Source organism: Micromonospora sp. LOL_013, assembly GCF_048060315.1.
In the GTDB taxonomy this organism is placed as follows: domain Bacteria; phylum Actinomycetota; class Actinomycetes; order Mycobacteriales; family Micromonosporaceae; genus Micromonospora_E.
This window is the reverse complement of the sequence record NZ_JBHMIQ010000044.1, coordinates 36354-55132: the sequence shown is the minus strand read 5'-3', so window position 1 is coordinate 55132 and position 18779 is coordinate 36354. Positions and strand designations below refer to the sequence as shown.

Sequence of the window (18779 nt, the reverse complement as noted above, 5' to 3'; positions counted from 1 at the left end):
GCGACCGTGCAGGTCGCGGCGATCAACGAGTGGCTGTGACCGACTTTGATACACGCCCTAGAGGTGGTTGTCAAACCTGGGCGTCACGTCCTTGCGAGGTGAGCGGCGACCCTCGCGGCCTGGCCGGGGCGCCGAGGGATGGACGGGGGACCTGCTGGCGGCCCTCCCTGGCAGCACCACCAGGTCCCCCTAGCCTGACCCGAGGCCTACTGTGGGTCGACCGATGGCCGGTCGCTCCGGATGGCCGTGCCCGGCCGGGTGAGCGCGTCCCGGTACGGCCGGACCGTGACCGCCATGCCGTCGCGGTCAGGGTCGTCGCCGTTGATCTCGTGGCCGGTGATCATCACCCACGAGCAGAGCGCCGGCGTCGGCCAGACCTCGATCACCCGGAGTCGCACCGGCCGGTCGGCCGCGACGTGGTCACACTGCCGCAGCGCCACGAGATCCCCCGGGCACACCAGAGCTTCGTCGTCAGGCATCCTCCGACGCTCCGTACGACTCGGCGGACTCGTCACGGCCGTCGTGCGGGTAGCCGGCGGGCATCAACCCGGAAAGATGCAGTACGGCGCGGATCCGCCGGGCACTACTGGGGTCCCAGCGGTCCAGGATGGCGATCGCCCGCAGGAACGGCCGGCAGGGTCCGGGTACGCCGCCGCACCGGTGGCATTCTCCGGTGGTCCGGTTCGGGATGTGGGTGCGGGCGGTCGAGTTCGCGTCGTGGACCGCCCGGGACAGCTCCGGGGACCGGGCGGCCACCGAGGACTCTGCAGACCTGGGCGGAGCAGGCGGGCAAGCATCCGCGCGCTCCGCGCTCGACGTGTCGTTCGGGTCGTGTTGGAAAGATCGATATCGCGCGAGGCGTGGTTCACCACCGAATCCGTCGTTCCTGATAATCCGTACCCCCTCGGGTGGAGTCAACCGGGTTGCACTTCCGTCGATTTCCACCCTGGACTGTTCCCGGCAGTAAGCGGAAGATGGTTTCGGCCACTGCGCGACGATGGCACACCTGTCGACCGACCATTCGGGGTGATAATCGTGAATGATCTACCTTCCCTTCCAGCTCGTCTGCGCGAGCTGCGGACCAGCCGCAAGATGGCTCAGGACCGGCTCGCGGCGGCGACGGCGTGTCGAAGTCCCTGGTGCAGTCCTTCGAGTCGGGAAAGCTGGTGCCGCAGGAGGGCACAGCGGGGCGCATGGACGAGTTCTTCGGCACCGGCGATGAGATCCAACGAGCGGCCAAGGAGGAACGGGAGGACCGGCAGCCGTGGCTACGGTCATGGTTCGACCTGGAGCGGCGTGCGGCCCTACTGCGCTCGTGGGGGCCGATGTTGGTGCCGGGGCTGTTGCAGTGCGAGTCGTACATGCGCGAGGTCTTCTCCGCCGTGCCGGCGAACGCCGGGAAGGTCGACGGGCTGGTCGCCAAGCGGCGCGAGCGCCAGGCGGCCACGATCGACCGGGACGACCCGGTCGCGCTCTCCGCGATCATCGGCGAGGTGACCCTGCGGCGTGGGCCGCGTGACGTCCTGAAGGAGCAGCTCGGTCACCTCGTGGAGGTAGGTCACCGACCACACGTGCGGATCCGGATGATCCCCGCCGAGTCGGAGGGAATACACGTCGGGCTGTCCGGGGCGTTCGTCATCGCCAGCATGCCGGACGGCCGCCGGTCGGCCTACATGGACGATCAGCTGAGCGGCCACGTGGCGGCCGCGCGTGGCGACCTCAGGCACCTGGAACTAGCCTGGGAGGAGATTGACGCGCTGGCCCTACCCGTGGTCCAGACCCGAGACGTGATCCTGAGGATGCTTCATGAGCACAAGTGAGCCGCGCTGGCGGACGAGCACCCGCAGCACCGGCACCGGCGAATGCGTCGAGGTCGCCGACAATCTTCCCGGCCGCGTCCACTTAAGTCACTACATGACTCCCTGTATTCGATCAATGAAACGGACCTTGACCGACCAACGGGAGTCTGAACGGCGCTCGGGTCACATCCGAGCGCCGTTCGCTTTCAGGCGAGCGCGATGCACCGCGACTCCCGTCGCACAGTCGCCATCTATTGGAGCCGTCGACGACTCAAAAATCAAGGGTAAACCGACACAACATCCCCCTCGGCACCAACAAGTTCTTATATGCATCCCCCATTCTGCGGGTTGCATGAATTGCTGCACACGAGCTGGCTTGTGTATCCCTGGAGCCACAGGTCACCGTTCCCACCGGGTGCTACCTGCGGATACGTGCCAACGCTGATCGGCGAGGATGGCATCTCCACACGTCTCAACGGCGGCAATCACTCCGGGACACCCTGTGCCGGGAAGGTGTCGCAGGTCAGCCCCCTCTTGGTCTCGTCGGAGACCCGAAGGGACCCTGATCACAACTAGCGTTGCCACAGCGGTCAGGCGACCCGTTCCTGAGCCAACTGCGGCACGAAGCGGGCCACAGTCTCGAAGTCCGCATCGTGGTGAAGCACCGTCAACTTCAGACGAATCGCGGTGGCGATCACAAGATGATCGGCCACCGACACCCCTTGATGGGCGCTGTGGCTGGCGAGTTCAGTCCGCACGGCCCGTACGATCTGCCAGGCGTCGTCCGGGATCGGGACCCAGGGGTAGAAGTCGCGTAGCCCGCGTTCGGCCTGTTCGTACGCCTTCGCATCCGCGATGGTAAGCACTTCCACGAGCACCGGATCGCAGACCGCGATCAGGCTACGCGCAGCCAGGTCGTTCCAGTGCGGGTCGACCTGGCGGCGCAGCATCCGAACCAGGGCACTCGTATCGACCAGATACTTCACTGGTCGAGTTCGTCAAGCTGATCGAAGTGAAAACCCCCGGAGTCAGCAATCTCCTGAAGGTCAGTTAGTGCCCGCCGCCGACGCTCGCGGCTGGACTCCACCGCCTGCCGGAGCGCCTCTGTCACCGTCTCCCGCTTCGTGCCTGTGCCCAGCGCTGCGGTGGCTTCCGCCAGCAGGTCCTCATCAAGATCTAGCAGAGTCTTGGCCATGAGATACACCTCCCGGCTAATAATATATGGCGGCTGAGCGTATATCCCAGGCGACGAGAAGGTCAGCCGACGGCGGCCATGATCTCGTCGGAGACGTCGAAGTTCGCGTAGACGTTCTGCACGTCGTCGCAGTCCTCCAGGACGTCGATCAGCTTGAAGATCCGCCGGGCGCCGTCCTCGTCCAGCGGCACGTTCATGCTCGGCACCAGGGAGGACTCGGCAGACTCGTAGTCGATACCGGCGTCGACCAGCGCGGTGCGTACGGCGACCAGGTCGCCCGGCTCGCTGACCACCTCGAAGGCCTCGCCGAGGTCGTTGACCTCCTCGGCACCGGCGTCGAGAACCGCGAGCATGACGTCCTCCTCGGAGTGCTCGCCCTTGGGGACGATCACCACGCCCTTGCGGGAGAACAGGTAGGAGACCGAGCCGGCGTCGGCCAGCGACCCGCCGTTGCGGGTCAACGCGGTACGCACCTCGGTCGCCGCCCGGTTGCGGTTGTCGGTCAGGCACTCGACGAGCAGGGCGACACCGTTCGGCCCGTACCCCTCGTACATGATCGTCTGCCAGTCGGCGCCGCCGGCCTCCAGGCCGGAGCCGCGCTTGACCGCGCGGTCGATGTTGTCGTTGGGTACGGAGCTCTTCTTCGCCTTCTGGATGGCGTCGTACAGGGTGGGGTTGCCGGCCGGGTCACCCCCGCCGGTCCGGGCGGCGACCTCGACGTTCTTGATCAGTTTGGCGAACATCTTGCCGCGTTTGGCGTCGATGACCGCCTTCTTGTGCTTGGTCGTCGCCCACTTGGAGTGGCCGGACATGTGCACCTCCGTCGCTTCCCACCTGCGGGGTCAGCCTGCCGCGACGGCCATCTCCACGAACAGTCGGTGCACCCGACGGTCGCCGGTCAGCTCTGGGTGGAAGGCCGTGGCGAGCAGATTGCCCTGCCGAACCGCGACAATCCTACCTGTGGCCGCACCAGCGGCTACCCGGCCCAGCACCTCGACGTCGTCGCCGACCCGTTCGACCCAGGGCGCGCGGATGAAAACCGCGTGGAACGGCGGGCCGTCGACACCGTCGATGGCCACCGGAGCCTCGAAGGAATCCACCTGCCGGCCGAACGCGTTGCGCCGGACCGCCATCGAGATGCCAGCGAAGGACCGCTGGTCAGCCCGGCCGTCGAGGATCTCGTCGGCCAGCATGATCATGCCGGCGCAGGACCCGTACACCGGCATCCCGGCGGCGATCCGCTTGCGGATCGGCTCCAGCAGGTCGAACTCGACCGCCAGTTTGCTGATCGTGGTCGACTCGCCGCCGGGCACCACGAGCGCGTCGACCTGCTCCAGCTCCTCGGGGCGACGGACCGGCCGGGAGGTGGCACCGCATTCGGTCAGCGCCCGCAGGTGCTCGCGGACGTCGCCCTGCAGCGCCAGCACGCCGACCCGCACCCGCGCGTCGGGAGCCGGCTGGGCCGCGCCGGTCACCAGCCGCGCTCGGCGAGGCGGTGCGGCACCGGGATGTCGTCGACGTTGATGCCGACCATCGCCTCGCCGAGCCCACGGGAGACCTTGGCGAGCACGTCCGGGTCGTCGTGGAAGGTGGTGGCCTTGACGATCGCCGCCGCCCGCTGGGCCGGGTTGCCGGCCTTGAAGATGCCGGAGCCGACGAAGACCCCCTCGGCGCCGAGCTGCATCATCATCGCCGCGTCCGCCGGGGTGGCGATGCCGCCGGCGGTGAACAGCACCACCGGCAGCTTCCCGGTCTCGGCGACCTCCCGGACCAGGTCGTACGGGGCCTGCAGCTCCTTCGCCGCGACGTAGAGCTCGTCGGGCGACAGGGAGGTCAGCCGACGGATCTCGGCGCCGATGCGCCGCATGTGGGTGGTGGCGTTGGAGACGTCGCCGGTGCCGGCCTCACCCTTGGAGCGGATCATCGCGGCGCCCTCGGTGATCCGGCGCAGCGCCTCACCGAGGTTGGTGGCCCCGCAGACGAACGGCACGGTGAACGCCCACTTGTCGATGTGATTGGCGAAGTCGGCCGGGGTGAGGACCTCGGACTCGTCGACGTAGTCCACACCGAGCGCCTGCAGCACCTGGGCCTCGACGAAGTGCCCGATCCGGGCCTTGGCCATCACCGGGATGGAGACCGCCTCGATGATGCCGTCGATCATGTCTGGGTCGCTCATCCGGGACACGCCACCCTGGGCGCGAATGTCGGCGGGCACCCGTTCCAGGGCCATCACCGCGACCGCGCCGGCGTCCTCGGCGATCTTGGCCTGCTCGGGCGTGACCACGTCCATGATCACGCCGCCCTTGAGCATCTCGGCCATGCCGCGCTTGACCCGGGCGGTACCGGTGACGGAGGTTGGCGCGACGGCACCCGGGGTGGCGGCCTGAGCAGCGGGGGTCTCGGACACGGCGGTTCGGCTCCTCGGCGAAGTACGCGACAGGGGTACGTCTTGGGATGCTACGCCCGCCGGCAGGGTCCACCGACAGCCAATCGACAACCCGGTGGCCTGCCCTGTGGCCCAGGTCACAGGCGGGTCGGCCCAAGTCACTGGCGGGTCGGATCCACCACCCGTGCCAGCGTCGGATCGTCGATGTCGAAGTAGCGGGGTTCGTCGTGCCGGCGGCCGAAGCGCAGCAGCCGCACCAGCGGCCGCCGGCGGGCCAGCAACGCGTCGCGGACCAGGTCGGTGTGCAGTTGACGGGCCAGCACCAGCCTGCGGCTGGCCACCACCACCGCCTCGGTCGCCGGATCCGGGCTGGTCAGCGCCGTCGCCCGCAACTGCCGGGTGAGGTCGTTCTCGGCGGCCTCACGCTCCTCCGGCGACGCGGCGTCCAACGCGATCCGGGCCGCCGCGTACAGCTCCACCGCGTACTGCTCCTCGGCGAGCACCGCGGCGGCCGCCGCCCGGCGCAGCAGGTGCGCGTCGAGCGCCCGGGCGGCCGCCGCCACCCGGACGTGCAGCCGGTCCACCCGGGCCGCGGTCCAGGTGAGGTACGCCGAAAACAGGACGACCGCGACGCTCACACCGACCACCCACCGCATTCCCGGCATCGTAGTGCCGCCGGCGTAGGCCCCGTGGACCCGATCATGGTGGCTCCGCCCACTCCTGGTAGAGCACCCGCCCGTCGGTGGCTTCGATCGCGGCGGCGTACACCTCCAGCACCTGGCGGGCCACCGCGGGCCAGTCGAAGGTCGCCACCACCTGCCGGGCGTGGCCGGCAAGCGCTTCCCGGCGCGGCGCGTCGTCCAGCAGCCGGGCGACGGCGCCGCGTAGCGCCACCGGGTCACCGGTGGGGAACAGTTCCCCGGCCCGGCCGTCGTCGAGTACCCGGCGGAACGCGTCCAGGTCGCTGGCCACCACCGCCGCGCCGGCGGCCATCGCCTCGGTGAGGATCATGCCGAACGACTCACCGCCGATGTTGGGCGCGACGTAGAGGTGCACGCTGCGCAGCATCCGGGCCTTGTCCGGCTCCGATACCAGCCCGAGGAAGGTCACCCGGTCGCGCAACCCGGCCGGGACGGCGGCGTACAGGTCGTCGGGCCGGCCCGGTCCGGCGACCAGCAGCCGCAGCCCGGGGCGGTCCGGGGCCAGCGCGACGAACGCCTCACGGAGCAGGCCGAAGCCCTTGCGCGGCTCGGTGAACCGGCCGAGGAAGCCGAGCGTGCCGCCGGTGCCCGGGCCGCAGTCACCCGGCCAGCCGGGCAGCGGCTCGGCACCGGCGTACTTCGCCACCGCCACCCCGTTGGGGATCTCCACCGCGCCGCCGTCGAGGTGTTCGACCTGCACCCTGCGGGCCAGCGCCGACACCGCGATCCGGGCGGTGATCTTCTCCAGCACCAGCTGCAGCATGCCCTGCGCGGCGGCCAACGCCCGAGACCTGGTCATCGCGGTGTGAAAGGTAGCCACCACCGGGCCCCGGGCGCAGAGCACCGCGAGCAGGCTGACGCTGAGCGCGAACGGCTCGTGCACGTGCAGCACATCGAACTGGCCGCGGTTGAGCCAGCGCCGGACCCGGGCGGTGACCACCGGGCCGAAACTCACCCGGGCCACCGAGCCGTTGTACGGCACCGGCACCGAGCGGCCGGCGGCCACCACGTACGGCGGCAGCGCGGCGTCCTCGTCCGCTGGGGCCAGCACGCTCACCTCGTGGCCGAGATCGATCAGCGCCTCAGCGAGGTCGACGACGTGGTTCTGCACCCCTCCGGGGACGTCGAAGGAGTACGGGCACACGATGCCGATCCGCACGGTGGCCCCCGCTCAACCCGGCCCGGTGGCCGAGCTGCCCGACCGGTCGGGGTCGGGGTCGGGCCGCTCGTCCAGCCACAGCCGCTGCATCATGTGCCAGTCCTGCGGGTGGCGGGCGATGCCAACCGCCAGCCGGTCGGCGATCTGCTGGGTCAGCAGGCGGACCCGCACGTCCAGCGGGCCGGCCGACGGGTCGGGCAGCGGCACCGGCCCGTCCAACGCGCCGTGTGCGCGGTCCGGTTCGAACCACATGGTGGTGACGTAGAGCGGGGCACCGGTACGCAGCGCGAGCAGCGCCGGACCGGCCGGCATCCGGGTCCGGCCACCGAAGAAGGTGACCTCGACACCCCGGGCGGACAGGTCACGGTCGGCCAGCAGCGGCACGACGTGGCCGGCGGCGAGCCGGTCAATCAGGACGTCGAACGGTGGCCGGGGACCGCCAGAGGCCGGGACGATCTCCATCCCGAGTCGTTGCCGGACGGCGACGAACCGGTTGTAGACGCCTTCGGGTCGCAGCCGTTCGGCGACCGTGGTCAGCGGCCAGCCGTTGGCCGCCACCCAGGCGCCCGCCGCGTCCCAGTTGCCGGCGTGCGGCAACGCCACCACCGAGCCGCGCCCGGCGGCCACGTTGGCGGCGAGCATCTGCGCACCGGCCAGGTGGAAACCGGCGAGCCGCTGCTGCCGGCTCAGCGACGGCAGCCGGAACATCTCCATCCAGTACCGGGCGTACGAACGCACCGCGTCCCGGGTGAGCCGATCGAACTCGGCCGCTGACAGATCCGGGCCGACCACCCGGCGCAGGTTGGCGGCGAGCCGGCGGACCGACGCCGCGCCGCGCCGATGAGCCCGGTCGGCGCCGACGCGAAACAGGGCGGCGGCGGCCGGCCGGGGCAGCATCCGGATCAGCCGCCAGGCCGCCGCGTAGCCCAGCTCGACCGGGGTCACGCGTCCACGCCCTGCGCCGCCTGCCGGGGACCCGCCGCAGCGGCGGTTTGCTGGTGCACGTGGGCGATCCGCTGCCAGATCGTCACCAGCGACAGCGCGGCGAGCAACCAGAGCGCGGCCGGCAGCCCCCAGCTGACACCGAGGCCGCTGAGCAGGCCACCGACGCCGACCAGGATCAGTCGCTCGGCCCGTTCGGCGACGCCGACGTTGCAGGTCATCCCGAGCCCTTCGGCGCGCGCCTTCACGTAGGACACGATGCCGCCGGCGACCAGGCAGATCAGCGCCGCGACCGCACCCGCCCGGTTGCCGCTGACCGCGAACCAGTACGCTACCGAGCCGAAGATCGCCCCGTCGGCGATCCGGTCCATGCTCGAGTCGAGAAACGCGCCGAAGGTGCTCGATCCGCCGCGCAGCCGGGCCATCGTGCCGTCCAGCACGTCGGTCAGGGCGGACAGCGTGACGATCACCAAGCCGGTGATCAGGTGGCCGCGGGCGCCGAAGCCGATCGCCCCGACGAGCACACCTATGGTGCCGGCGACCGTGACCGCGTTCGGCGAGATCCCTGCGCCGAGCAGTCCGCGGGCTACCGGCTCGATCACCCGGGTGATGCCCGCGCGGACGGACACTCTGAAGATCTTCGCCATGGCGGTCCCACGATAACGGTCGACGGAAAGGGTCGGCACGGTGGCCACGAACGTGAACCGGTGGCGGTCACCTCGCGCGCCGGACTTGTGTACGGCGCGTCGCGGGTGTGGGATCGACACGTGAACGTGAGCGAGCTCCCCCGGGCCCGCTTCACTTTACCGAGCAGGTCCCGCCCGCCTGAAGATGTCGCCGCGGATTCACCCCGCGGTCATCCTCTGCGGTCCCCGGCCGTTCCGGTCCGGACCGGAGCCGGCCTGGACCGCAGCACAGTCGCCCCACCCAGTCAGGCAGCCAGGAGGTGCGCAGTCATGGCGCAGAAGAACCACGACAGGGGGCCCGGCGGGTCCGTTGCGGTGGTCACCGATCCCGAACAGCTGCGCAACGTGGTGCTGGTCGGGCACTCCGGTGCCGGCAAGACCACGTTGATCGAGGCGTTGCTGGCCGCCACCGGGACGATCAGCCGGGCGGGGCAGGTCCCGGACGGCACGACGGTCTGCGACCACGACCCGGCCGCGGTACGCCAGCAACGCTCCGTCGCGTTGAGCTGCGCGCCGCTGGTCCACCGCGACATCAAGGTCAACCTGTTGGACACCCCGGGGTACGCGGACTTCGTCGGCGAGCTGCGGGCCGGGCTACGCGCCGCCGATGCCGCGCTGTTCGTGGTCTGCGCGGCGGACGGGATGGACGCGGCCACCGCCGCGCTGTGGGAGGAGTGCGCGGCGGTCGGCATGCCCCGGGCGGTGGCGCTCACCCGGCTCGACCATCCGCGCGCCGACGTCGACGAGACCGTCGCGTTGTGTCAGCGGGTCTTCGGCGACAACGTACTGCCGCTGCACCTGCCGATGCTCGCCGACGACGGGGTGGGCATCGCCGGGCTGCTGGACCTGCTCGCCCGGCAGGTGCTGGACTACTCGACCGGCCATCCCCCGCAGGTGCGGGAGCCGGACCCGGAGCACCTGCCGGCGATCGCCGAGGCACGCGACGAACTAATTGAGGGGATCATCGCCGAGAGCGAGGACGAGACCCTGCTCGACCGGTACCTCGCCGGCGAGCAGCTCGACCCGAAGATGCTGGTCGACGACCTGGAGACGGCGGTGGCCCGAAGCCACTTCCATCCGGTGCTGCCGGTCTGCGCCCACACCGGGGTCGGGCTCGACGCGCTGCTGTGGCTGTTGACCGCCGCTTTCCCGGCACCGCCCGAGCACACTCTGCCGGCGGTGACCGGGCTGGACGGCACGCCCCGGCCGCCGCTGGGCTGCGACCCGGCCGGCCCGCTGGTCGCCGAGGTGGTCCGGTCCACCGTCGACCGGCACGTCGGCCGGGTATCGCTGGTCCGGGTCTTCTCCGGCACGCTGCGCACCGACCGTACGGTGCATGTGGCCGGGCACGGCCTCAGCCAGCGGGGCCGCCCCGACCACGACGCCGACGAACGGGTGGCGCACATCTACAGCCCGCTGGGTGCCCAGCTTCGGGAGGTCGAGGTCTGCGTCGCCGGGGACATCTGCGCGTTGACCAAGTCGGGCAGCGCGGAGACCGGTGACACCATCTCGGCGGCCACGGATCCGCTGCTGGTCGAGCCGTGGGAGATGCCCGAACCGCTGCTGCCGGTGGCGGTCGTCGCCCGTACCCGGTCGGATGAGGACGCGATGGCCCGCAACCTGGGCCGGCTGGTCGCCGGTGATCCGACGCTGCGGCTGGAACGCAACGCCGAGACCCGCCAACTGGTGCTCTGGTGCATGGGCGAGGCGCACGCCGACGTACTGCTGGGCCGGCTGCGCTCCGGCGGCGTCGAGGTGGACGTCGAGCCGGTGCGGGTGCCGCTGCGGGAGACGTTCACCGCGCCGGCCCGGGGGCACGGACGACACGTGAAGCAGTCCGGCGGGCACGGACAGTACGCGGTGTGCGACATCGAGGTGGAGCCGCTTCCGGAGGGCAGCGGCTTCGAGTTCGTCGACCGGGTGGTCGGCGGGGCGGTGCCGCACAACTACATCCCGTCGGTGGAGAAAGGCGTACGGGCCCAGATGGACCGGGGCGTGGTCAGCGGACATCCGGTGGTCGACCTGCGGGTGACCCTGGTGGACGGCAAGGCACATCCGGTCGACTCGTCGGACGCGGCGTTCCAGACCGCCGGGGCGCTGGCCCTGCGGGACGCGGCCACCACCGGCCGACCGACGCTGCTGGAACCGGTCGATGCGATCATGGTGCGGGTGCCGAACGGTGCGGTCGGGTCGGTGCTCGGCGACCTGGCCAGCCGACGCGCCCGGGTGCTCGGCACCACCAGCGACGACGACTCCGGCGACCGGACGGTGATCCGCGCCGAGGTGCCGGCGACCGAACTGCTGCGGTACGCGGTGCAGCTGCGCTCGATCACCGGAGGTGCCGGCACGTTCCAGCGGGCGTTCGCCCGCTACGAACGCGTATCGGCCAGTTGACCCTCAGCTTCCGGTCCGGCTGCTGTGGACGAGGCTGCGTCCGGTGTCGACGACAGTGTCCTCTGCCGGCCGCGGAGTCCAGCCGAAGGTCTCGCGGGCGGCGTCGGTGCAGACCGGGCGACGCACCCCCAGGTTGCCGACCATTGCCCGCAGCTGCGGGACGAACGGGGCCAGAATCCGCGCCAGTGTCGATGGCATCGCCCGGATGGAGACCTTCGCTGCGTCCGCGCCGAGCCGGCGGCGCAGGATCGCGGCGATATCCCGCAACGACAGCAGGTCGCCGCTGGCGGCGAGGTAGCGGTGCCCGGCGCTTCCGGCGTCAGCATGGCGGCCCTGCAGGTCTGCGAGGTCCCGCACATCGACCGGGGACACCCACAGGTCGGGAACGCGCGGCATCCGGCCGGACAGCATCGCCTGGATGATGCCGACCGAGGAGGGATGGTCTTGGACTTGATGTACGGGTCGATACCCGGCGCGTCGGGATCCGTCCAGTCCTGTTCGGTGAAGGGACGGTCCGGCGGTTGCTGGCCATAGCCGACCGCCCCAAACGACGACGTCATCACCACCCGATGTACTCCTGCGTCGCGGGCGGCCCGCAACACTCTGAGCGTGCCGTCGCGGGCCGGCACGACCAGATCGTTTCGGCGGTCACCACCTCGATGGAGTCGTCGCCGACGGTGCGGCGTAGCTCGGGGGTCCGGGCCGGCGAGCGTACGGTTGTCCGGACCTGGAAGTTGCGGGCCAGGGCACTTCGGATCACGTACGAGGCGACGAAGCCGGTGCCACCGGTGACCAGGATACGGTTTGTTGACATCGAGGTTCCCCAATCTTGACAGCGCGAATCAACGATCACGGACCGTGATCGCTCGGAACAGGCAACGAGCTCGTCGGATGACCTGGGCCAGACGGCGCGGGAGCCTACTCAGCCGCGCGTCGCGCTCAGCAGCGGCAGAGGGACCTCATCGACGATTCGGGCGGCCAGGCCGGGCCGGTGACCGAGGTAGAGCTGGCCGGCCAGCAACGGACCGAGAAGGATCTGGTCCACCAGATCGAGGACCGGGTTGTCCGGGCCGATCCGCCCGGCGTCGACGTGTCGCTGCAGCATCCGACGCATCGCCTGGATCTGCGGCTCGATCATGAGCTCGCGGAGGGCGAGCATCAGCTCGGGATTGAGCAACACGTCCCGGGCCAGACCCGTCATGGCCGCGTCGTGCGAGTCCCTGATTCGGGCCGCGTCGCTGGCTATCGTCGCCAGTGCCAGCAGGTCGCCGGACGCCCCTGTCAGGTCGCCGGCCACGCCCCGCTGAACAGGTCGCGGGTGTCGGCGAGCAGCTGCGGCAGCACCTTGGTACGGCCGATCACCGGCATAAAGTTGGCGTCCCCGCCCCACCGGGGCACCACGTGCTGGTGCAGATGGGCGGCGATGCCGGCACCGGCGACCCCACCCTGGTTCATCCCGATGTTGAAGCCGTGCGCGCTGCTCACGGCGCGGATCACCCGCATCGCGGTCTGGGTGAACTCGGCCAGCTCGGCGGTCTCGGCCCGGTCCAGCTCCGGGTAGTCGGCGACGTGCCGGTAGGGGCAGATCAGCAGGTGACCGGGGTTGTACGGGTAGAGGTTGAGCACGGCGAAGACCCGCTCGCCCCGGGCCACCACCAGGCTCTGCTCGGCCGGTCGGCCCGGGGCCAGGCAGAACGGGCAGCCGGTCGGCGAGTCGTAGCCGCCGTCGGGCCGGTCCGCACCGGAGATGTACGCCATCCGGTGCGGTGTCCAGAGTCGTTCCAGGCCATCCGGCCCGGGTTGTCCGGTCGTGCCAGTCACCCCGTGATCGTACGGGCTCGACCCGACCGGACCCACCCGACAGCGACCCGGCTCACTGCCCGGCGGGCCCCAGTTGACCCTCGGACACCGGCTGACCGCCGGACACGGTCGCGGTCGGGTTGACGTTGGTCCGGGACCGCACCACGTCGACGACGTGGGCCACCGCTTCGACCAATGGCACCCCGTTACGCTGCGAACCGTCGCGGTAGCGGAAGGAGACGGTCCCGGCCGACACGTCGGCGTCACCGGCGATCGCCATGAACGGCACCTTCTGCTGCTGGGCGGTGCGGATCTTCTTCTGCATCCGGTCGTCGGAGAAGTCCACCTCGGCCCGGATGCCCTCGGCCCGCAGCATGGCAACGAACTCGGCCAGGTAGTCGCCGTGGTCGGTGCGGATCGGGATGCCGATCACCTGCACCGGCGCCAGCCAGGCCGGGAACGCGCCGGCGTAGTGCTCGGTGAGGATGCCGAAGAACCGCTCGATCGACCCGAACAACGCCCGGTGGATCATCATCGGCTGCTGCCGGGTGCCGTCGGCGGCCTGGTACTCCAGGCCGAACCGCTTCGGCTGGTTGAAGTCCAGCTGAATGGTGGACATCTGCCAGGTCCGGCCGATCGCGTCACGGGCCTGCACCGAGATCTTCGGGCCGTAGAAGGCCGCGCCGCCCGGGTCGGGCACCAGCTCCAGCCCCGAGTCGATCGCCGCCTGCCGCAGGGTCTCGGTGGCGTCGGCCCACTCGGCCGGGTCGCCGATGAACTTGTCCGAGTCGTCGCGGGTGGACAGCTCCAGGTAGAAGTCGTCGAGTCCGTAGTCGCGCAGCAGGTCGAGCACGAAGGCGAGCAGCGAGCGCAGCTCACCGGGCATCTGCTCCCGGGTGCAGTAGATGTGCGAGTCGTCCATGGTCAACCCGCGCACCCGGGTCAGCCCGTGCACCACGCCGGACTTCTCGTACCGGTAGACGGTGCCGAACTCGAACAGCCGCAGCGGCAGCTCCCGGTACGACCGTCCCCGCGACCGGAAGATCAGGTTGTGCATCGGGCAGTTCATCGCCTTGAGGTAGTACTGCGCGCCTTCCATCTCCGCCGGCGGAAACATGGTGTCGGAGTAGTACGGCAGGTGCCCCGAGGTCTCGAACAGCTGGGACTTGCTGATGTGCGGGGAGTAGACGAACTCGTACCCGGCCTGCTCGTGCCTGCGACGCGAGTAGTCCTCCATTTCCCGACGGATGATGCCGCCCTTGGGGTGGAACACCGCCAGCCCGGAGCCGATCTCGTCCGGGAAGCTGAACAGGTCGAGGTCCGCGCCGAGCTTGCGGTGATCGCGGCGGGCGGCCTCGTCGAGCAGCTTCAGGTACGCCTTGAGCGCGTCCCGGGTCGGCCAGGCGGTGCCGTAGATCCGCTGCAGCTGCGGGTTGCGCTCGGATCCCCGCCAGTACGCCGCCGCGCTGCGCATCAGCTTGACCGCGCCGATCAGCCGGGTGGACGGCAGGTGCGGGCCCCGGCACAGGTCCGACCAGCAGGTCTCGCCCGAGGTCGGGTCGAGGTTGTCGTAGATGGTCAGCTCGCCGCCGCCGACCTCCATCACCTCGCTGGCGTCGAAGTCGGCGGTGCCCTTGACGTCGACCAGTTCCAGTTTGTACGGCTCGTCGGCGAGTTCCGCCCGGGCCGTGTCGAGGTCGGCGAACCGCCGTCGCCGGAACCGCTGCCCGGACTTGATGATCTCCTGCATCCGCTTTTCCAGCTTGTCGAGGTCCTCGGGCTGGAATGGCCGGGCGACGTCGAAGTCGTAGTAGAAGCCGTTGGTGATCGGCGGGCCGATACCCAGTTTGGCCTCCGGAAACAAGTCCTGCACCGCCTGGGCGAGCACGTGCGCGGTGGAGTGGCGCAGCACGGCGAGCCCGTCCGGGGATCCCAGGGCGACCGGCTCGACGCCGGTGTCGGCCTCCGGTGACCAGTCCAGGTCACGCAGGGTGCCGTCGGGGTCGCGGACCACGACGATCGCCTTCGGGCCGTTCACCGGCAGACCGGCGGCGGCGATCGCGTCCGCGGCCGTGGTCCCGGCCGGGACCACGACGGGTTCGGCCTGGGGACTGGCTGCGCTTGCGGACACGACGGGCTCCTCACGGTCGGTGGATCGGTGCGTACGGTGAATCGGTGGTCCGGCACGGGTCGGCGACGACGCTCCGGTGACCGGGGCGGGCCCGGCCGGCCATGATGCTATCGCCCCCCGTCGGTGTGACCGGGTGTCGGTCCTGTTGCAACGCCTGACGTCGACCCGGTTTCGGCGTTAGATTGACGCCGTGGCTGCCACCGACATGGTCGGCGCTCTGCGGCGCCGATACGACTCATTTTTCGCCAGCCGGCGGCCGGTGCCGTTCGCCGTACTGGACGTCGCCGGGATGGAGCACCGCTTCGGCTCAGGCGATCCGCAGTTCACCATCGCCGTACGCCACCCCCGTGGCGCCCGGGCGCTGGCCGCGTTGGACCAGTTCGCGGTCGCCGTGGCGTACCTGCAGGGTTGGCTGGATGTTGAGGGTGACCTGTCCGCCGCGCTGCGGATGCGGGCGTTCTTCACTGATCTGCATCCGGTCGCCCGGTTCTCCGGCGTGTTCACCGGGCTGCTGCGCGGCCGGCGGGAGGACGACCGGCGGGCGATTTCCCAACACTACGACTCGGAGTCGGAGTTCTTTCTGACCTTCCTCGACAACCGGCACCGCTGCTACACGGAGGGCGTGTTCGCCGCCGACGACGAGCCGCTCGAGGACGCCATGACCCGCAAGATGGACCTGGCACTGGAGGCGATCGGGGTCAAGCCGGGTGACCGGGTGCTGGAGGTGGGCGGCGGCTGGGGTGCGTTCGCCGAACACGCGGCCCGGCAGGGCATCGAGGTGACCACCACGACCCTGTCGCGGGAGTCGGAGCGCTACCTCGTCGACCTGTTCGAGCGGGAGCAGCTCGACGTACGGGTGGTGCGGCAGCACATCTTCGGCTTCACCGACGAGCGTCGCTACGACGCGATCGTCAACATGGGGGTGACCGAGCACCTGCCGGACTACCGCCGCAGCCTGCGCAAGTACGCGGAGCTGCTCAGGCCCGGCGGGCGGGTCTACCTCGACGCGCTGGCGATGCGGCGCAAGCACGTCGCGTCGGCGTTCATGAAGCGCTACATCTATCCGGGCCGGTCGGCGCCGCTGCTGCTGCACCAGTACCTGCGGCACGTGGCCCGCTCCCCGTTCGAGCTGTGCAGCATCGCCGACGACCGGCACAACTACTACCTGACCTGCCGGGAATGGGCCCGGCGGCTGGACGCGGCCCGGGACGAGGTGGTGCAGCGCTGGGGGGAGCCGATGTACCGGCGGTTCCGGATCTTCCTGTGGGGGTCGGCGGCCGGCTTCGACACCGGGCTGGTGCAGGCGTACCGCTGGGTGTTGCGGCTGCCCTGAGCCATCGTCGGCGGCGACCGACCCAGCGATCGTCGTCGACGGGACCGTGACGTACGTCGGACTGCGCCGCCGTGCGCGGTGACCGCGGTCACCGCCGACTTGCCAGGGGCAGTACGGTCGTGAGGTGGCTACGGTGCTCCTGGTCGAAGACGACCACGTTGTGCGCGGCGCCATGTTGCGCTCGCTTGCCGACCGCGGGCACGCGGTCCATGCGGTCGGCACCGCCCTGGACGCGTTACGCCGGGTCGCTGCGGAATCCCCCGACCTGGTGGTTCTCGACCTGGGTCTGCCGGATCTGGACGGGTCGGACGCGTTGCGGATGCTGCGCGGCATCACCGACGTGCCGATCATCATCGCCACCGCCCGCGACGACGAGCAGGCAATTGTCCGGCTGCTGCGGGCCGGGGCCGACGACTACATGGTCAAGCCGTTCACCGGTGCGCATCTGGACGCCCGGATCACCACGGTGCTGCGCCGGGCCGGCCGGGCGAGCCGGTCGGTGCCGCCCGCCGTGCATCAGGTGGGTGGGCTACGGGTTGACGTCGGCGAACGCAGCGCCACGCTGGACGGCGAGGCCCTGGCGCTGACCCGCAAGGAGTTCGACCTGCTGGCCTATCTGGCCGCCCGCCCAGGTCGGGTAGTGTCCCGCCGGGAGCTGTTGGAGGAGGTATGGCGGCAGCCGTCGGTCGGCGAGGACCAGACCATCGACGTGCATCTTTACTGGCTTCGCCGCAAAATGGGCGAATCCGCAGCGAAGCCGCGCTACCTGCGCACCGTGCGGGGGGTCGGCTTCCGGCTGGTGGTACCGGACTGAGGTTGGCACTGGCCTACCTCGGGGCCGGCATGGCATCGATCATCGCGTTGGTCTTCCTGATCCCGCTCGGCCTGCAGCTGCAGCGGGAGACCCGGGAGCAGGCACTGGCCGAGGCGGCCCGGCGTGCCGCGGTGGTGCGCGGCGCGTTGGCGGTCAGCAACGACCCGGAAGGGGTCCGCCGGGCCGTGGCCGGTCTCGGCGAGAGCGCCGACCGGCAGCCGGTGGTGCACGGGCTCGACCTGGCCGGCACCGTACGCGCGACCAGCCAGCAGGTCACCGAGGCCGCCGCCGACACCGGGCCGACGGTGGTGGCGACCGACGGCGGGGTGCTGCACCTGGAGCCGGTCACGGTCGGTGACGCGGTCACCGTCGTCGAGGTCTTCGTCGCCGACGGCGAGCTCAACCGGGGTGCGGCCGGCACCTGGCTGCTGCTGGTCGGCATCGCCGCAGGTTTGGTCGTCTGCTCGGTCATCGTCGTGGACCGGATCGCCGCGCGCGCCGTCGCCGCGGCGAAAGGGCTGGTCGCCGCGGCGATGGCGGTCGGTGACGGGGATCTGGCGGTGCGCATTCAGCCGGACGGGCCACGCGAGCTGGCCGAGGCCGGGTACGCGTTCAACCGGATGGCGGACCGGCTGGTCACCTCCCGGACCGACGAACGTGAACTCGTCGCCGACCTGTCCCACCGGCTACGCACCCCGCTGACCGTGCTGCGGCTGGACGCAGACGCGCTCGACTCCGACGACACCAGCGTCGGCTCGTTCAGCGAGGCCGAGCTGGACCGGCGGCGAACGATCCGCCGGATCCGTCAGGCGATCGTCACCCTGGAGGGCGAGGTCGACGTTCTGATCAACACGACCCGCAAGACGGTCACCCAGGAGGTCGGCCAGGGCAGCTGCGACGTCGCCGAGGTGGTCCGCGACCGGATGGTCTTCTGGTCGGCGTTGGCCGGCGACCAGAACCGGCCGTACGACGTGATCGGCGCGCAGCTGCGGACCCCGGTGCCGGTGCCTCGGGCCGAGCTGGCGGCCGCGCTCGACGCGGTGCTCGGCAACGTGTTCCGGTACACGCCGCAGGGCACCGCGTTCGAGGTGGCGGTGTCCCGCCGGGACGGGTACGTAGCGATCCGGGTCGACGACGCCGGGCCGGGCATCGCCAACCCGGACCGGGCGCTACGGCGCGGGGCCAGCGACCAGGGCTCCACCGGACTCGGCCTGGACATCGCCCGCCGGGTGGCGTTGCAGGCGAACGGGTCGGTCAGCCTGGACCGGGCCCGGCTCGGTGGGGCGAGCGTGGTGATGCTGCTCGCCGATGCCGAGGCCGCCCCGCCCCGCCCGGTAAGCCGGTTCGGGCTGGTCGGCCGGCTGGCCCGGGAACGCGACCGGGAGCGGGGCCGCACCCGTCGCCGGCCGACGCCGCGCTGACCGGCAGGTCACGGCCGG

General features: G+C 70.7%; 21 protein-coding genes and 1 pseudogene. 6 read left to right on the top strand and 16 right to left on the bottom strand.

Going from position 1 to position 18779, the window contains the following annotated elements; genetic code table 11:
* Positions 1-206 precede the first annotated feature (206 nt).
* A complete protein-coding gene (locus ACFHWS_RS24390; protein WP_416569177.1) occupies positions 207-479 on the bottom strand; it encodes a hypothetical protein in 273 nt (90 codons plus the stop codon).
* Positions 472-756 (bottom strand): hypothetical protein, encoded by a 285-nt coding sequence (locus ACFHWS_RS24385; RefSeq protein WP_416569176.1) that lies wholly within the window; start codon positions 754-756, stop codon positions 472-474. The genes ACFHWS_RS24390 and ACFHWS_RS24385 overlap by 8 nt, the downstream gene beginning before the upstream one ends.
* Positions 757-1124: 368 nt before the next feature.
* On the opposite strand from ACFHWS_RS24385, the gene ACFHWS_RS24380 reads away from it, so the two are divergent.
* Positions 1125-1820, top strand: coding sequence for a DUF5753 domain-containing protein (locus ACFHWS_RS24380; protein ID WP_416569175.1), 696 nt, complete (start codon positions 1125-1127; stop codon positions 1818-1820).
* Positions 1807-1899: pseudogene (locus ACFHWS_RS24375) on the top strand (DUF397 domain-containing protein); the annotation flags it as partial. The gene ACFHWS_RS24380 and the pseudogene ACFHWS_RS24375, both read left to right, overlap by 14 nt.
* A 490-nt stretch (positions 1900-2389) precedes the next feature.
* Here the strand turns inward: ACFHWS_RS24375 and ACFHWS_RS24370 are convergent.
* From ACFHWS_RS24370 to pgsA, 9 genes are all read right to left on the bottom strand, one after another.
* A complete protein-coding gene (locus ACFHWS_RS24370) occupies positions 2390-2785 on the bottom strand; it encodes a PIN domain-containing protein (protein ID WP_416569174.1) in 396 nt (131 codons plus the stop codon).
* Entirely contained in the window at positions 2782-2994 is a 213-nt protein-coding gene (locus ACFHWS_RS24365; RefSeq protein ID WP_278168596.1) for a type II toxin-antitoxin system VapB family antitoxin, read from the bottom strand. The genes ACFHWS_RS24370 and ACFHWS_RS24365 overlap by 4 nt, the downstream gene beginning before the upstream one ends.
* Positions 2995-3056: 62 nt before the next feature.
* Positions 3057-3806, bottom strand: coding sequence for a YebC/PmpR family DNA-binding transcriptional regulator (locus tag ACFHWS_RS24360; protein ID WP_416569173.1), 750 nt, complete (start codon positions 3804-3806; stop codon positions 3057-3059).
* A gap of 30 nt (positions 3807-3836) precedes the next feature.
* On the bottom strand, positions 3837-4433 hold the full coding sequence (gene pdxT / locus ACFHWS_RS24355; protein ID WP_416569179.1) for a pyridoxal 5'-phosphate synthase glutaminase subunit PdxT: 597 nt from the start codon (positions 4431-4433) through the stop codon (positions 3837-3839).
* 32 nt (positions 4434-4465) lie between these two features.
* Positions 4466-5401 carry a pyridoxal 5'-phosphate synthase lyase subunit PdxS gene (gene pdxS, locus ACFHWS_RS24350; RefSeq protein WP_416557131.1) on the bottom strand — a complete coding sequence of 312 codons (936 nt, stop codon included), beginning with the start codon at positions 5399-5401 and terminating at the stop codon, positions 4466-4468.
* A 137-nt stretch (positions 5402-5538) separates the two neighbouring features.
* Complete coding sequence (locus ACFHWS_RS24345; RefSeq protein ID WP_416557130.1) at positions 5539-6045, bottom strand: hypothetical protein; 507 nt, start codon at positions 6043-6045, stop codon at positions 5539-5541.
* Between the two features lie 34 nt (positions 6046-6079).
* The gene (locus tag ACFHWS_RS24340) at positions 6080-7240 is read right to left on the bottom strand and encodes a glycosyltransferase family 4 protein (protein WP_416557129.1); all 1161 of its coding nucleotides are present in this window, start codon (positions 7238-7240) and stop codon (positions 6080-6082) included.
* Between the two features lie 12 nt (positions 7241-7252).
* Positions 7253-8137, bottom strand: a complete 885-nt coding sequence (locus tag ACFHWS_RS24335) for a phosphatidylinositol mannoside acyltransferase (protein WP_416569178.1) — start codon at positions 8135-8137, stop codon at positions 7253-7255.
* A 44-nt stretch (positions 8138-8181) separates the two neighbouring features.
* Positions 8182-8829 (bottom strand): phosphatidylinositol phosphate synthase, encoded by a 648-nt coding sequence (gene pgsA, locus ACFHWS_RS24330; protein ID WP_416557128.1) that lies wholly within the window; start codon positions 8827-8829, stop codon positions 8182-8184.
* A 309-nt stretch (positions 8830-9138) separates the two neighbouring features.
* On the opposite strand from pgsA, the gene ACFHWS_RS24325 reads away from it, so the two are divergent.
* On the top strand, positions 9139-11262 hold the full coding sequence (locus tag ACFHWS_RS24325) for an elongation factor G-like protein EF-G2 (RefSeq protein WP_416557127.1): 2124 nt from the start codon (positions 9139-9141) through the stop codon (positions 11260-11262).
* 3 nt (positions 11263-11265) lie between these two features.
* On the opposite strand, the gene ACFHWS_RS24320 is transcribed toward ACFHWS_RS24325, so the two are convergent.
* The 5 genes from ACFHWS_RS24320 to thrS form a co-directional block, all read right to left on the bottom strand.
* A complete protein-coding gene (locus ACFHWS_RS24320; RefSeq protein ID WP_416557126.1) occupies positions 11266-11673 on the bottom strand; it encodes a hypothetical protein in 408 nt (135 codons plus the stop codon).
* 148 nt (positions 11674-11821) lie between these two features.
* Positions 11822-12076: an NmrA family NAD(P)-binding protein gene (locus ACFHWS_RS24315; RefSeq protein WP_416557125.1), complete on the bottom strand. Its 255-nt coding sequence runs from the start codon at positions 12074-12076 to the stop codon at positions 11822-11824.
* A gap of 108 nt (positions 12077-12184) precedes the next feature.
* Entirely contained in the window at positions 12185-12559 is a 375-nt protein-coding gene (locus ACFHWS_RS24310; protein WP_416557124.1) for a TetR-like C-terminal domain-containing protein, read from the bottom strand.
* A complete protein-coding gene (locus ACFHWS_RS24305) occupies positions 12544-13020 on the bottom strand; it encodes an HIT family protein (RefSeq protein WP_281555545.1) in 477 nt (158 codons plus the stop codon). Before ACFHWS_RS24305 ends, ACFHWS_RS24310 begins: the two co-directional genes overlap by 16 nt.
* Before the next feature lie 115 nt (positions 13021-13135).
* Complete coding sequence (gene thrS / locus ACFHWS_RS24300) at positions 13136-15193, bottom strand: threonine--tRNA ligase (protein WP_416569172.1); 2058 nt, start codon at positions 15191-15193, stop codon at positions 13136-13138.
* Between the two features lie 190 nt (positions 15194-15383).
* On the opposite strand from thrS, the gene ACFHWS_RS24295 reads away from it, so the two are divergent.
* The 3 genes from ACFHWS_RS24295 (at position 15384) to ACFHWS_RS24285 (ending at position 18761) form a co-directional block, all read left to right on the top strand.
* Positions 15384-16526, top strand: coding sequence for a class I SAM-dependent methyltransferase (locus tag ACFHWS_RS24295; RefSeq protein ID WP_416557122.1), 1143 nt, complete (start codon positions 15384-15386; stop codon positions 16524-16526).
* 124 nt (positions 16527-16650) lie between these two features.
* Complete coding sequence (locus ACFHWS_RS24290; RefSeq protein WP_416569171.1) at positions 16651-17340, top strand: response regulator transcription factor; 690 nt, start codon at positions 16651-16653, stop codon at positions 17338-17340.
* Between the two features lie 29 nt (positions 17341-17369).
* The gene (locus tag ACFHWS_RS24285) at positions 17370-18761 is read left to right on the top strand and encodes a HAMP domain-containing sensor histidine kinase (RefSeq protein ID WP_416557121.1); all 1392 of its coding nucleotides are present in this window, start codon (positions 17370-17372) and stop codon (positions 18759-18761) included.
* Positions 18762-18779 lie beyond the last annotated feature (18 nt).